The 13,407-nt window shown below is 59.8% G+C and carries 10 protein-coding genes; 8 read left to right on the forward strand and 2 right to left on the reverse strand.

Annotation, left to right across the window (positions count from 1 at the left end; all coding sequences use genetic code 11):
• Positions 1–5 precede the first annotated feature (5 nt).
• A complete protein-coding gene (locus tag HMPREF3096_RS23770) occupies positions 6–1,307 on the reverse strand; it encodes an NAD(P)/FAD-dependent oxidoreductase (protein WP_012542535.1) in 1,302 nt (433 codons plus the stop codon).
• Positions 1,308–1,466: 159 nt separating this feature from the next.
• On the opposite strand from HMPREF3096_RS23770, the gene HMPREF3096_RS23775 reads away from it, so the two are divergent.
• The 7 genes from HMPREF3096_RS23775 to HMPREF3096_RS23805 all read left to right on the forward strand — a co-directional run bounded on the left by HMPREF3096_RS23775 (position 1,467) and on the right by HMPREF3096_RS23805 (position 11,757).
• On the forward strand, positions 1,467–2,951 hold the full coding sequence (locus HMPREF3096_RS23775; RefSeq protein WP_032729524.1) for an aldehyde dehydrogenase family protein: 1,485 nt from the start codon (positions 1,467–1,469) through the stop codon (positions 2,949–2,951).
• 397 nt (positions 2,952–3,348) lie between these two features.
• Positions 3,349–4,431, forward strand: coding sequence for a YncE family protein (locus HMPREF3096_RS23780; protein WP_022065420.1), 1,083 nt, complete (start codon positions 3,349–3,351; stop codon positions 4,429–4,431).
• A 59-nt stretch (positions 4,432–4,490) separates the two neighbouring features.
• Positions 4,491–6,689, forward strand: a complete 2,199-nt coding sequence (locus HMPREF3096_RS23785) for a TonB-dependent receptor (RefSeq protein WP_032729527.1) — start codon at positions 4,491–4,493, stop codon at positions 6,687–6,689.
• A gap of 106 nt (positions 6,690–6,795) precedes the next feature.
• A complete protein-coding gene (pheP, locus tag HMPREF3096_RS23790) occupies positions 6,796–8,172 on the forward strand; it encodes a phenylalanine transporter (RefSeq protein WP_012968762.1) in 1,377 nt (458 codons plus the stop codon).
• Positions 8,173–8,359: 187 nt separating this feature from the next.
• Positions 8,360–9,565: an MFS transporter gene (locus HMPREF3096_RS23795; protein ID WP_012542531.1), complete on the forward strand. Its 1,206-nt coding sequence runs from the start codon at positions 8,360–8,362 to the stop codon at positions 9,563–9,565.
• 16 nt (positions 9,566–9,581) lie between these two features.
• Positions 9,582–10,604 carry a sugar phosphate isomerase/epimerase family protein gene (locus HMPREF3096_RS23800; RefSeq protein WP_032729529.1) on the forward strand — a complete coding sequence of 341 codons (1,023 nt, stop codon included), beginning with the start codon at positions 9,582–9,584 and terminating at the stop codon, positions 10,602–10,604.
• 1 nt (position 10,605) lies between these two features.
• Positions 10,606–11,757 carry a Gfo/Idh/MocA family protein gene (locus tag HMPREF3096_RS23805; RefSeq protein ID WP_032729532.1) on the forward strand — a complete coding sequence of 384 codons (1,152 nt, stop codon included), beginning with the start codon at positions 10,606–10,608 and terminating at the stop codon, positions 11,755–11,757.
• 19 nt (positions 11,758–11,776) lie between these two features.
• On the opposite strand, the gene HMPREF3096_RS23810 is transcribed toward HMPREF3096_RS23805, so the two are convergent.
• Positions 11,777–12,193, reverse strand: a complete 417-nt coding sequence (locus HMPREF3096_RS23810; RefSeq protein ID WP_004183289.1) for an Exc2 family lipoprotein — start codon at positions 12,191–12,193, stop codon at positions 11,777–11,779.
• Between the two features lie 233 nt (positions 12,194–12,426).
• On the opposite strand from HMPREF3096_RS23810, the gene HMPREF3096_RS23815 reads away from it, so the two are divergent.
• A complete protein-coding gene (locus HMPREF3096_RS23815; protein ID WP_012968759.1) occupies positions 12,427–13,407 on the forward strand; it encodes a LacI family DNA-binding transcriptional regulator in 981 nt (326 codons plus the stop codon).

Below are 13,407 nucleotides of genomic sequence, written 5' to 3' on the forward strand. Positions count from 1 at the left end.
CCTGGTTAACTCCGGCCTTTCCAGAAACCGGCGGTTTGATGCATCAATTTTCCGGCTGTGACTAATAGCAAGCGCAGGCTGTCACGGCCGTGGATGGTCGCGTGGGGGATGCTGCTCAGCAGGCGATAGCGGTCGGAACCGCCGTTGATCCCTTCGGCGAGGATTTTGCACACGATGTGCGACGGGGTGACGCCGAAGCCGGAGTACCCCTGGACGTAAAAGACGTTGTTGTGATCGCGTAGGGTGCCGATCTGCGGGAACAGGTTGGCGCTACAGGCCATCGGCCCGCCCCAGGCGAAATCGATCTTCACATCCTTCAGATAGGGGAAGACCTCCGCCAGCAGGGTGCGATTCCAGGCGGCGAAATCGTTCGGCGTATATTCCACAAAGCGAGTCGCGCTGCCGAACAACAGGCGATTTTCCCGGGTGACGCGGTAGTAGTTAATCACCGGGCGAATATCGCTGAAGGCGCCGCGCAGTGGGCTGATGCGCTCGATCAGTTCATCGGAAAGGGGCTCGGTCGACACCTGATAGGAGTAGGTCACCAGCGTCTTGTTGTAGATCTCCGGCTCCATATTGTTGAGGAAGCTGTCGCAGGCCCACAGTAGTTTGGCGGCTTTGACGCTGCCCATCGCGGTGCGTACCCGCACCTGTTTGCCGTAATTCACCTCCACCACTGGCGAGGATTCGAAGATCTTTACCCCCAGCGAATGGGCGGCCTGCGCCGAACCGAGCAGCATATTGAGCGAGTGGATCTGCCCGCCGCCCATATGTTTCAGCGCGCCGCAGTAGACCTCGGAGCCGACCACCTGCTGTACCTCTTTGCCGGTATACAGTTCGATTTCTTCATCCGGGGTAGCGGCTTTAAACTCCTTCTCCCACTGGCGCAGCGTTTTGAGCTGCCGCTGGTTATAGGCGAGATAGCCGTAGCCGGGGACGAAATCGGCGTCGATATGGTATTTGCGGATGCGTTCGCGAATGATGCCCGCGCCGAGGTTGGCGATTTTAAACAGCGTCTCCAGCCCCTCTTTGCCGACGTGCTTTTTCACCGCTTCGATGTCGTGACCGATACCGGCCATCACCTGGCCGCCGTTGCGCCCGGTACCGCCGTAGCCAAGATGGCGCGCCTCCAGCACCACCACGTTGGTGATACCCTGTTCCGCCAGCTCAAGGGCTGTGTTAATCCCCGAGAAGCCGCCGCCGATAATCACCACGTCGGCTTCAATATCTTCCCGCAGCGCCGGGAAATGGAGGTGGTATTTCTTCGTCGCGCCGTAGTAGTTCAGCGCATCGATTTTAATGTTCATCGCGTTACCCTGTGGTCTTGCCTGGCTCAAGGTCCTCATCACAGCACGCCATGCGGGCGTTGAATATCGTCCGGAAGAATGACGTTCTTTAGAACGATGGGCGGCGCAGAGCAACCGTGCTGTGATAGGCCAACTTTGCTAAAAAAACGGGTGCTGACGATGAGCGAGATAACCTTACTGGCGGAAGTGACCGCCTTTTTACGCCAGCCACACGGGCAGTTTATTGCCGGTCAACGTGAGGCGGGCCACGGCGCGCCGTTCGCGGTGATTAACCCGGCCACCGGTCAGGCAATTGCTGAGGTGACGGCAGCGGATGTGGATCAGGCGGATCGCGCCATGGAGAGCGCCCGCCAGGCGTTCAGTCAGTGGCGCGAGATCCCGACGCTGGCGCGCGGTACGCTGCTGCTGAAGCTGGCGGATGCCCTGGCTGAGCATCGCGAAGCGCTGGCGCAACTGGAAAGTCTCTGCTCCGGCAAGACCATCATGCTGGCGCGGATGTTGGAGCTGGATCAATCGGTGGCGTTTTTGCGCTACTTCGCCGGCTGGGCGGGGAAAGTCACCGGCGAAACGCTGGATGTCTCGCTCCCCTCCATGAACGGTGAGAAATATACCGCCTTCACCCGCCGCCAGCCGCTGGGGGTGGTGGTCGGCATCGTGCCGTGGAACTTCTCCATCATGATTGCCATCTGGAAGCTGGCGGCGGCCCTGGTCTGCGGCTGCACCATCGTCCTCAAACCGAGCGAGTATACGCCGCTGACGCTGCTGCGCGTGGCGGAGCTGGCGAAAGCGGTGGGTATCCCGGATGGGGTGATTAACGTGGTCAACGGCACCGGCGGCGAGATTGCCCAGCGGCTGATGACGCATCCGGCCTGCGCCAAGGTGAGCTTCACCGGCTCGGTGGCCACCGGTGAAAAAGTCCAGCAGTCGGCCTGCGCGTCAGGTAAACGGGTGACCCTTGAACTGGGGGGCAAAAACGCCGCGCTGTTCCTCGATGACCTGACGCCGGAGGCGATGGTCAACGGCATTATTGAAGCCGGCTACCTGAACCAGGGGCAGATTTGCGCCGCTGCGGAGCGTTTTTATCTGCCGCAGGGCAAACTGGATGCAGTGCTGGCGCTGCTGAAAGACAAGCTCAGCGCCTTCGCGCCGGGATCGCCGCTGGATGAACAGACGCTGATGGGGCCGCTGGCCAACCGCCAGCAGTACGAGAAAGTGCTCAAACTGATCCAGACCGCGCGCGACGAGGGGGATACCATCGTCTGCGGCGGCGAAGCGCTGCCGGGAGAGGGGTATTTCCTGCAGCCGACTGCGGTCAAAGTCCGCAGCGAAGAGAGCACCCTGATGCGCGAGGAGACCTTCGGTCCGGTGTGCAGCTTTATCGGCTATCGCAGTGAAGAAGAGGCGCTGGCGCGGATCAATGCGTCGCCATATGGCCTGGCGGCCAGCGTCTGGTCCGATAATATTCGCCAGGCGCTGCGCTACTCGGAGGCGATTGACGCCGGCATCGTGTGGGTCAATATGCATACCTTCCTCGACCCGGCGGTACCGTTCGGCGGCATGAAGGGCTCGGGCATCGGGCGCGAATTCGGCAGCGCGTTTATCGATGATTATACGGAGCTGAAGTCGGTGATGGTGCGCTATTAACCGCCGCTCAGCGACATAGCGCAGGCATTTGTCGTTTTGCGCCAGATGGGCGACACATCCTGCGCCTTCTGGCCCTGAAACCGGGAGGGGGCACTGCCTCGCTTCCGGGACTCTTTTTCCCTTCGCGGATCCTTTCTTCCCCTCGTTATCCGCCATTGCCGTAAAAAAAATCAGCAGATTATCTTTTTTGCCCGCCAGGACTTGTTTGACATTAGATAATGAGTATAGTTCTCATTCTCTTTTTCATTCGTAATTTTGGCAAGGTTCGAGCTGCGCCAGTGAGTCGTTCACTAAGAGTCGCGAAGGCGTAGGGTGACGTAAAGACAGCAGGCTGGAAACAGACAATATCGGTCGCTGCGCGTCCATCGGGTCATTGATTTTTTATAGGGTTGATCCAATGAAATACACACTTCCGACGTTGACGCTGGCCATCAGCGCGGCGTTAAGCGGCTGCGCGACGCCTCATTCCTCTGCCGTTTCCCAACCGGTTGTCGACTCGCCAGCCCCTAACGTGGCGCAACCGCTGCAGCGCCAGCTAGCGGAAGGGCTGTACGAGATGGCGTTAAGCCCGCAGGGTGATGCGCTGTACGTCGCCAGCGCCGAAGGCTTTAAAAATGTGCAGGGCGGGGCGGTCTACACACTGGATCCGCACACCCTCAATACCATCGGCCTGACGCACACCGATCTGAAAAACTTCGCTTTACAGCTCTCTGCGGAGGGTAAAACGCTGTATGTCAGCAATTCGCTGGACGGCGGCATCAGCGCTATCGACACCGCCACCGGCAAGGTAAAAAACCGCCTGCTGTTCAGCGAGCGCAATGAAAAAGGTCGCCCTTATGGGGCCCGCCAGCTGCTGTTGCTGAACAATACTCTCTACGTTGGTGCGGTCGCCGACCCGGCGCAAATCTGGGTGGTTGACGCCACCACTCTGAAGCTGAAAACACGGATTAAAAATACCGGTAAATGGATGACCGGCCTGCACTACTCCGCACAAACCGGTCGCGTGTACGCCGCTAACGGCAGCGGTGAAATTCTGGTGATCAACCCACATAACCAGCGCATTGAACAGCGCTGGAAGCCGCTGGGCGACAAGCCAGCGCTGCTGCTTAATATGGCCGAAGATAGCGACACCGGCCGCCTGTTTGTGACTGATAACTCGAAAGCGAAAACCACTCTGGTGCTGGATATCCACAGCGGCAAGCTGCTTAAACAGCTCGACGTCGGCGATTCGCTGGCAGTGCAGTTCAATAAGAAACGCCACGAAATTTATATTTCGCAGCGTGAATCCGGCAAGGTTATCAGCCTTGACGCCAGCCGCTACACGCTGAAGAAAAGCTGGGCGCTGCCGGCCAATCCCAACAGCCTGCTGCTTTCCGCCGATGGTCAGACGCTATTTGTCACCGTCAAACAGCCCTTCAATAAAGACCACTCCACAAAAGGCCCGGACAGCGTCGTACGCATTGACCTGAACGCGCAATAAAAATAACGGGTCCGGCGACGGGCCCTTTGATTCATTTATCCTCATCCATGGGGCAAATTATGCACACCACGCACTATTCATCCTTCCCGCTGCGTAAAACGCTGCTGGCCTTAACCATCGGCGCTGCCAGTCAAACGGCGATGGCCGCGGACGCTGCCGCCGCGAAGCAACCTGGCGAAGAGACCCTCATCGTCGAGGCTAACGAAACCAGCGATTTTAAATCCGGCGGCAACCTTGTGGTTCCGGCATTCCTCGACGGGCAGATCGCCCACGGCGGTCGTCTGGGGATGCTTGGCGAACAAAAGGCGATGGACGTTCCTTTTAACGTTATCGGCTATACCTCGAAACTGATTCAGGATCAGCAGGCGAAAACCATCGCCGATGTCGTCAGTAACGATGCTGGCGTGCAGGCCGTACAGGGCTACGGCAACTTCGCCGAGACCTATCGAATCCGCGGGTTTAAGCTCGATGGCGATGACATGACCATGGGCGGCCTGGCGGGCGTGGTGCCGCGTCAGGTGATGGACACCCAGATGCTGGAGCGCGTTGAAATTTTCAAAGGAGCTAACAGCCTGCTTAACGGTGCGGCCAGCAGCGGCGTCGGCGGGATGATTAACCTTGAGCCGAAACGGGCGGAAGATCTGCCGACCGCGCGCGTTGGCGTCGACTATACCTCTGATTCTCAGGTGGGCGGCACCCTCGACCTGGGACGCCGTTTCGGCGACAACAACCAGTTCGGCGCCCGGGTCAACCTGGTGCATCGCGAGGGTGAAGGCGCTATCGATAATGATAAACGTCGTACTACGCTGGCTTCGCTGGGGCTTGATTACCGCGGCGACCGTTTCCGCTCCTCGCTCGATTTCGGCTACCAGAAGAAAACGTTCCACGGCGGTACGATGGGCGTCAATATCAGCGGCGTGGATTTCGTTCCGGCGCTGCCGGACAACAGCAAAAACTACAGCCAGAAGTGGGGCTATAGCGATATCGAAAGCGAATTCGGCATGGCGAAGGCAGAATACGACCTGACCGATAGCTGGACGGTATACAGCGCCCTTGGCGGCCAGCATTCGCATGAAATTGGTACCTACAGCGCGCCGAAGCTTCTGAATAAAAACGGCGATGCGACGGTGGGCCGCCTGGATACTAACCGCATTATCGACGCGATCAGCGGCATGGGCGGGGTACGCGGCGATTTCAATACCGGCGCGATTTCGCATAAGGTGAACCTCGGCTATGCGGCGCAGGTGCATACCGATGCTACCGCCTGGCGGATGTCGGCGAAGAATCCGACCACCAATATCTATGACAACCGTGATGTGGCGATGCCGGATAACGCCTATTTTGGCGGCAACTACCACGATCCGCTGGTCACCTCGCGCAGCCGTACGCAGGGCTGGCTGCTGAGTGATACCCTCGGCTTCTTTAACGATAAAGTGCTGTTTACCGCCGCCGCTCGTCATCAGAAAGTGGTTGTGCGCAACTACAGCAACGCCACCGGGCTGGAAGATACCTCTTCGCGTTATACTCAAAGCCGCTGGATGCCGACGTTTGGCCTGGTGTACAAGCCGTGGGAGCAGCTGTCGCTGTATGCTAACCATACCGAAGCGCTGCAGCCGGGCTCTGTGGCGCCGACGACGGCGGCCAATGCCGGGCAGAGTACCGGGATCGCGCACTCGAAGCAGGACGAAGTGGGCGTCAAGATCGACTACGGAACGATCGGCGGATCGCTGGCGCTGTTTGAAATCAAAAAACCGAACGCTATTTCCGATACCGCTGGCAATTACGGCCTCGACGGCGAGCAGCGTAACCGCGGCGTAGAGATGAACGTCTTCGGCGAGCCGATGCTGGGGCTGCGTCTTAACGCCAGTACGGTGTGGCTGGATGCCAAACAGACTAAAACCGCTAAAGGCGCAACCGACGGTAAAGATGCCATCGGGGTGGCTAACTTCTACGCAGTGCTCGGCGCCGAGTATGATATCAAGCCGGTGGAAGGCCTGACCGCCACCGCGCGCGTCAATCATAGCGGGTCGCAGTATGCCGATGCGGCCAATACCAAGAAGCTGGATAGCTACACCACCCTGGATTTAGGCCTGCGCTATCGTATGCGCCTGAACGCCGACCAGAACGAAATGACCTGGCGCGTCGGGGTGACCAACGTGACCAACGAGAAGTACTGGTCTGGCATTGACGATACCGGTACCTATCTGTTCGAAGGCGATCCGCGTACCGTGCGCGTCTCAATGAGCTACGACTTCTGACGCTAAAAAAGCGGGGCGGGCGGCTGACGCTCGCCCCGCGCAACTTGCGACAATTCCCCCTAAGTGATAAAAGGTGCCCCTTCACAAAAACACACAGGGGAACGACGTGAAAGACGCGTCAACGTCGTCGGATGCCGTAGAAGAGAGCGGCCCGACGCTTCATCGCGGTTTACAGAACCGACACATTCAACTTATCGCCCTTGGCGGCGCGATTGGTACCGGCCTGTTTCTTGGCATTGGTCCTGCGATTCAAATGGCTGGCCCGGCGGTCTTATTGGGCTACGCCGTGGCCGGGATTGTCGCTTTTCTGATCATGCGCCAGCTGGGCGAGATGGTGGTGGAAGAGCCAGTATCCGGCTCCTTTGCCCACTTTGCCTACAAATACTGGGGCCCGTTCGCTGGTTTCCTGTCCGGCTGGAACTACTGGGTGATGTTCGTGCTGGTAGGGATGGCGGAACTGACCGCCGCCGGGATCTACATGCAGTACTGGCTCCCCGACGTGCCCACCTGGGTTTGGGCGGCGGCCTTCTTCCTCATTATTAACGCCGTCAACCTGGTCAACGTCCGTCTGTATGGCGAAGCGGAGTTCTGGTTCGCACTGATTAAGGTGCTGGCGATTATCGGCATGATTGCCTTTGGCCTGTGGATGCTGTTTGGCGGCCACGGCGGCAGCAAAGCCGGGTTCGACAACCTGTGGAAACACGGCGGCTTCCTCGCCACCGGCTGGCACGGTCTTATTCTGTCGCTGGCGGTGATTATGTTCTCCTTCGGCGGGCTGGAACTTATCGGCATCACCGCCGCCGAAGCGCAAAACCCGGAAAAGAGCATCCCGAAAGCGGTGAACCAGGTGGTTTATCGTATCCTGCTGTTCTATATCGGTTCGCTGGTGGTGCTGCTGGCGCTCTACCCGTGGGTGGAGATCAAATCCGACAGCAGCCCGTTTGTGATGATTTTCCATCATCTCGACAGCAACATGGTGGCCTCCGCGCTGAACTTCGTCATTCTGGTGGCCTCGCTGTCGGTCTATAACAGCGGTGTGTACTCCAACAGCCGGATGCTGTTCGGCCTGTCGGTGCAGGGCAATGCGCCGACGTTCCTCGCCCGCGTCAGCAAACGCGGCGTGCCGGTGAATTCGCTGCTGCTGTCAGGCGTCATTACCTCGCTGGTGGTGGTGCTGAACTACCTGCTGCCGCATGAAGCGCTGGGGCTGCTGATGGCCCTGGTGGTGGCGACGCTGCTCCTGAACTGGATCATGATCTGTATGGCGCACCTGAAGTTCCGTGCCGCCCAGCGCCGCAAAGGGCGTGAATCGAAGTTCAAAGCGCTGCTGGCGCCCGCCAGCAACTACTTCTGCATTGCTTTCCTTGGGTTGATTCTGGTGCTGATGTGCACTATCGACGGCATGCGCCTGTCGGCAATCCTGCTGCCGGTGTGGATCCTGTTCCTGTTTATCGCCTTCAAACTGCTGCGCCGCCCGGCGTAAGCGAGACGCCCCGCCGTCCGGCGGGGCTGCCTGCCTTTTTATTGTGATCCTCTTCGCAGGTGGGGAATTTGTCTGGCGATCTTCTTTTTGTAATCGATTACTTTTGTGTTGAGTGATTTTGTAATCGATTACTTTTCTGAGGGCGAGCAACATGGTCACAACAACAGAAGGTCGGGAAAGTGTCCGCGTGAGCCACCGTTTTCTGGTGCCGCGGTTGTCGTTAATGATGTTTATGCAGTTCTTTATCTGGGGCAGCTGGTCGGTGACCCTGGGGCTGGTGATGACCCGCTATGAGATGTCACTGCTGATCGGCGATGCGTTCTCCGCCGGGCCGATCGCCTCCATCCTGTCCCCCTTTGTGCTGGGAATGCTGGTGGACCGCTTTTTCGCCTCGCAGAAGGTGATGGCGGTGATGCACCTGGCCGGGGCGGCGATCCTGTGGTTTGTCCCCCAGGCGCTGGTGGCGCAGAACGGCGCCCTGCTGATTGGCCTGCTGTTCGGCTATACGCTGTGCTATATGCCGACCCTGGCGCTGACCAACAATATTGCGTTCCACAGCCTGGCCAATATCGATAAAACCTTCCCGGTGGTCCGCGTGTTCGGCACCATCGGCTGGATTATCGCCGGGATCTGCATCGGGGTGACCGGCATCTCTGATACCACCGGCATCTTCACCGTGGCGGCGCTCTGTTCGGTGGCGCTGGCGATCTACAGCCTGACGCTGCCCCATACCCCGGCGCCGGCCAAAGGCATGCCGGTGCAGTTTCGCGATCTGCTGTGTGCGGACGCCTTCGCGCTGCTGAAAACCCGTCACTTCCTGATTTTCTCCCTCTGCGCCACCTTAATTTCCGTGCCGTTAGGCACCTATTACGCCTATACCGCGTCGTATCTGGCGGATGCCGGCGTCAAGGATGTCAGCACCGCGATGTCGTTCGGCCAGATGTCAGAGATCGTCTTTATGCTGGTGATCCCGCTGCTGTTCCGTCGCCTCGGGGTGAAATATATGCTGCTCATCGGCATGGTGGCGTGGTTTGTCCGCTACGCCTTTTTTGCCCTCGGGGTCAGCGAAGAGGGGCGCTTTCTGCTCTATCTGGGCATTTTGCTGCACGGCGTGTGCTATGACTTTTTCTTTGTCGTCGGTTTTATCTACACCGACCGCGTGGCGGGCGAGAAGGTCAAAGGCCAGGCGCAGAGCATGATTGTGATGTTCACCTACGGGATCGGCATGCTGCTGGGCTCGCAGATCTCCGGCGCGCTGTATAACCATCTGGTGGCCGGCCAGAGCGTGCCGCAGGCCTGGGTGACCTTTTGGTGGATCCCGGCGGTGGCCGCCGCGGTTATCGCGCTGATTTTCCTTTTCTCTTTCCAGTACAACGAGAAAGAGCCGCACTAATTTTTCAGGAGGGGGTATGAAAACGATTAAGGGACCGGGCATTTTTCTGGCGCAGTTTATCGGCCCGCAGGCGCCGTTCAACACCCTGGCGGGGATGGCGCAGTGGGCCGCCGGCCTGAGGTACAAGGCATTGCAGATCCCCTGCAACCACCCGGCGATTTTCGATGTCGAGCGGGCGGCGGCGAGCCAGACCTACTGCGACGAGGTCCGCGGCACCCTGGCGGAGCATGGGCTGGTCATCAGCGAGCTGTCCACTCATCTTGAAGGGCAACTGGTGGCGGTGCATCCGGCGTATGACGCGGCGTTTGACGCCTTTGCCCCAGCCGCGTTACATGGCGATCCGCAGGCGCGCCAGCGCTGGGCGGTGGAGAAAGTGCGCCAGGCGGCAGTGGCCTCCGGCCGTCTGGGGCTGAAGGCCCATGCGACCTTTTCCGGGGCGCTGGCATGGCCCTTTTTTTATCCGTGGCCGCCGCACAATCAGCCGCTTCTGGATGAGGCCTTTGCCGAGCTGGCCCGGCGCTGGCGGCCGCTGCTGGACCACTTCGACGAACAGGGCGTCGATGTCTGCTATGAGATCCACCCCGGCGAAGATCTGCACGATGGCGTGACCTTTGAGCGTTTTCTCGCGCTGGTGGATAACCATCCGCGCTGCAATATGCTCTATGACCCGAGCCACCTGCATCTGCAGCAGATGGACTATCTGACTTATATCGATATCTATCACTCGCGTATTAAAGCGTTTCACGTCAAGGACGCCGAATTTCGTCGCAACGGGCGCAATGGCGTCTATGGCGGATACCAGCCCTGGCAGCAGCGGGCCGGGCGTTTCCGCTCTCCTGGCGACGGGCAGATCGACTTCAAAGGGGTGTTCAGTAAGCTGACCGAATATGATTTTGACGGCTGGGCGGTGCTGGAGTGGGAGTGCTGCCTGAAGGACGCCGAGACCGGCGCGCGCGAGGGCAGCGAGTTTATCCGCCGCCATATCATTCCCGTTGCCGGACGGGCCTTCGATGACTTTGCCGCCGGCGGGAGGGAATAACATGATTCAGGTTGCGATAATCGGGGCAGGGTTTATTGGCCCGGCGCATCTGGAGGCGCTGCGGCGGCTGGGAGATGTCGAGGTCGTGGCGCTGTGCGACAGCCGCCTTGAGGCGGCGCAGCGCAAGGCGCAGGCGCTGAACATTGCCCATGCCTACGACAGCGTGGAGGCGCTGCTGGCCCATCCGGGGCTGCAGGTGGTGCATAACTGTACGCCGAACCATCTGCATGCCCAGATTAACCGGCAGATCCTCGCCGCCGGGCTGCACGTCTTCTCGGAAAAGCCGCTGTGTATGACGGTGGAGGAAGCGCGGGAGCTGGTGGCGCTTGCCGCCCGGGCCGGCGTGGTGCATGGCGTCAGCTTCGTCTATCGCCAGTTCGCCATGGTCCAGCAGGCGGCGGCGATGATCCGCCATGGCGATGTTGGCAGGATCTTCGCGGCGCACGGCAGCTATTTACAGGACTGGATGCTGCTGGAGACCGACTACAACTGGCGGGTCGATTCGGCGCAGGGCGGCGCGTCGCGGACGGTGGCCGACATCGGCTCCCACTGGTGCGATACCGTGCAGTTTATGTCCGGTCGGCGGATTGTCGAGGTGATGGCGGATCTGTCTATCGTCTGGCCGACGCGTAAAGCGCCAGTCAATGGCAAAGCGACCTTCAGCGCCGTTCACGAGGCGCAGGCATATGAAACCCGGCCTGTCGATACTGAGGACTTTGGCTCGGTGCTGTTGCGTTTTGACGATGGCAGCAAAGGCAGCTTGATGGTCTCCCAGGTGAGCGCTGGGCGGAAAAACCGTCTGGCGGTGGAGATTAACGGCAGCCTCTGTTCTCTGGCCTGGGATCAGGAAGTGCCCCAGCGACTGTGGATCGGCCACCGCGAGCAGCCGGATCGCCTGCTCAGCGACGACCCGAGCCTGCTGCGGCCGGAGGCCGCCGCCAGCGCCCATTATCCCGGCGGCCATATTGAGGGCTGGCCGGATGCCTTCAAGAATATGATGGGGCATTTTTATCAGGCGGTGCGCGCCGGGAAGATGCCGGAGGCCGGGGCCCGGCGCTTCGCCGCTTTCGACGACGGCGCCGATGTGATGTACATCATCGAGGCGATCGTCAAAAGCCATCAGCAGCAGCGCTGGGTCAGCGTCGAACGCTGAGCGCAGGCGGGGCGCAGGATTATTTCACCCCAAGATAGCCGTCGAGATAGGCACCGGAGAGCTCGTTGCCGAACAGGACGGCATCTTTATTTTCCATCGCATTATCCCATTTGTCGCTGGCGTTGCCGGTAAAGGCGTGCTCGGTGCGGGTGCCCTGCGCCGCCTGTTGTTTGATGGCCTCAGCGGTGCGGCGGGCGTCGCTTTCACTCATGCCAGCGGCTTTATCCTGCTGGCCGCGGGCGTACATTGCCGTGAAGGTCGGCAGGTTTAAACGGTAATTTTCCTGGCGGTTGACGGTGAAATTGCCGCCGACAAAATCGGAGCGGTGGGCGACAAACGCGTAAGCGTGGCGTTCCGGTGACGATTTTGACGAGGTGCAGCCGGTGATCGTTGCCAGGGCACAGCTGAGGGCGAGAACCGCGGTGGAGAGCCTCATGGAGATATCATCCTTAATCATAAACGAAGAAATAGGGCGCCAGGGGGGCTGTCGCCAGAGCGCGAACCGGGTGGAACGGCAAAAGGATGCGCGTTAACGGCGTGGGAGAGAAGCCCTGATTTTTAATAGTTTTCTCGTGCGTTCCCGCGCTTTCGCGCCAGGCTGGCAGGCTGACCAGAGGTCATTTATGATAGCCTGCAGGATCCACCTCTATCGCAGGAAGTGCAGGGTTTATGTCTATTCAGAAAATTGCTCGTCTGGCCGGCGTCTCGGTGGCCACGGTGTCGCGGGTGCTGAACAACAGCGATACGGTAAAAGCCAAAAACCGTGAGCGCGTGCTGCAGGCGATCAAAGAGAGCAACTATCAGCCGAACCTGCTGGCGCGTCAGCTGCGAACCGCTCGCAGCAATATGATCCTGGTGATGGTCTCCAATATCGCTAACCCCTTTTGCGCCGAGGTGGTGAAAGGGATAGAAGAAGAGGCGGAGAAGAATGGCTACCGCATTCTGCTGTGTAACTCCGGGTCGGATCTGGCCCGCTCGACCTCGGGCCTGCAGCTGCTCTCCGGCAAAATGGTCGACGGCATTATTACCATGAACGCGCTCTCCAGCCTGCCGGAACTGACCACCATGATTGGCGATGCGCCCTGGGTGCAGTGCGCGGAGTATGCCGACACCGGCAGCATCTCCTGCGTCGGGATTAACGACGTCGAGGCGGCTCAGGGGGCGGTGTCCCGACTGGCCGATAGCGGCCGCCGCCGCATTGCGCTCATTAATCACGACCTGAGCTATCGCTATGCCCGTCTGCGCGAGCGCGGCTATAAAAGCGTGCTGCACGTGCACGGTCTGGTGTATCAGCAGGTGACTTACGCGCAGGATCTTAGCGCGGCGGCCGGTAAACGGGCGATGGAGCAGCTGCTGTCGCAAGACGAGCAGCCCGACGCGGTGTTTGCCGTTTCGGACTCACTTGCTGCCGGGGCGCTGCGGGCGATTGACCAGGCCGGACTGCGGGTGCCGGAGGATATCGCGGTGATCGGCTTCGACGGCACCGAGCTGGCGGAAGTGGTCTCCCCGCAGCTGACCACCGTCGAACAGCCCTCCCGGGCGATCGGCCGCACGGCGGTGGATCTGTTAATGAAACGCATCGACGATCCCGACGCCGCCGTCGAGCGGGTGATGATGGACTGGCGCGTGATAGCCCGCGCCAGCGCCTGA

The sequence above is a fragment of the Klebsiella sp. HMSC25G12 genome (assembly GCF_001807705.1).
Lineage (GTDB): Bacteria > Pseudomonadota > Gammaproteobacteria > Enterobacterales > Enterobacteriaceae > Klebsiella > Klebsiella variicola.

Coding starts and splice junctions, on each gene's coding strand:
- HMPREF3096_RS23770 (WP_012542535.1), bottom strand. CDS start 1,307: ATGAACATTAAAATCGATGCGCTGAACTACTACGGCGCGACGAAGAAA.
- HMPREF3096_RS23775 (WP_032729524.1), top strand. CDS start 1,467: ATGAGCGAGATAACCTTACTGGCGGAAGTGACCGCCTTTTTACGCCAG.
- HMPREF3096_RS23780 (WP_022065420.1), top strand. CDS start 3,349: ATGAAATACACACTTCCGACGTTGACGCTGGCCATCAGCGCGGCGTTA.
- HMPREF3096_RS23785 (WP_032729527.1), top strand. CDS start 4,491: ATGCACACCACGCACTATTCATCCTTCCCGCTGCGTAAAACGCTGCTG.
- HMPREF3096_RS23800 (WP_032729529.1), top strand. CDS start 9,582: ATGAAAACGATTAAGGGACCGGGCATTTTTCTGGCGCAGTTTATCGGC.
- HMPREF3096_RS23805 (WP_032729532.1), top strand. CDS start 10,606: ATGATTCAGGTTGCGATAATCGGGGCAGGGTTTATTGGCCCGGCGCAT.
- HMPREF3096_RS23810 (WP_004183289.1), bottom strand. CDS start 12,193: ATGAGGCTCTCCACCGCGGTTCTCGCCCTCAGCTGTGCCCTGGCAACG.
- HMPREF3096_RS23815 (WP_012968759.1), top strand. CDS start 12,427: ATGTCTATTCAGAAAATTGCTCGTCTGGCCGGCGTCTCGGTGGCCACG.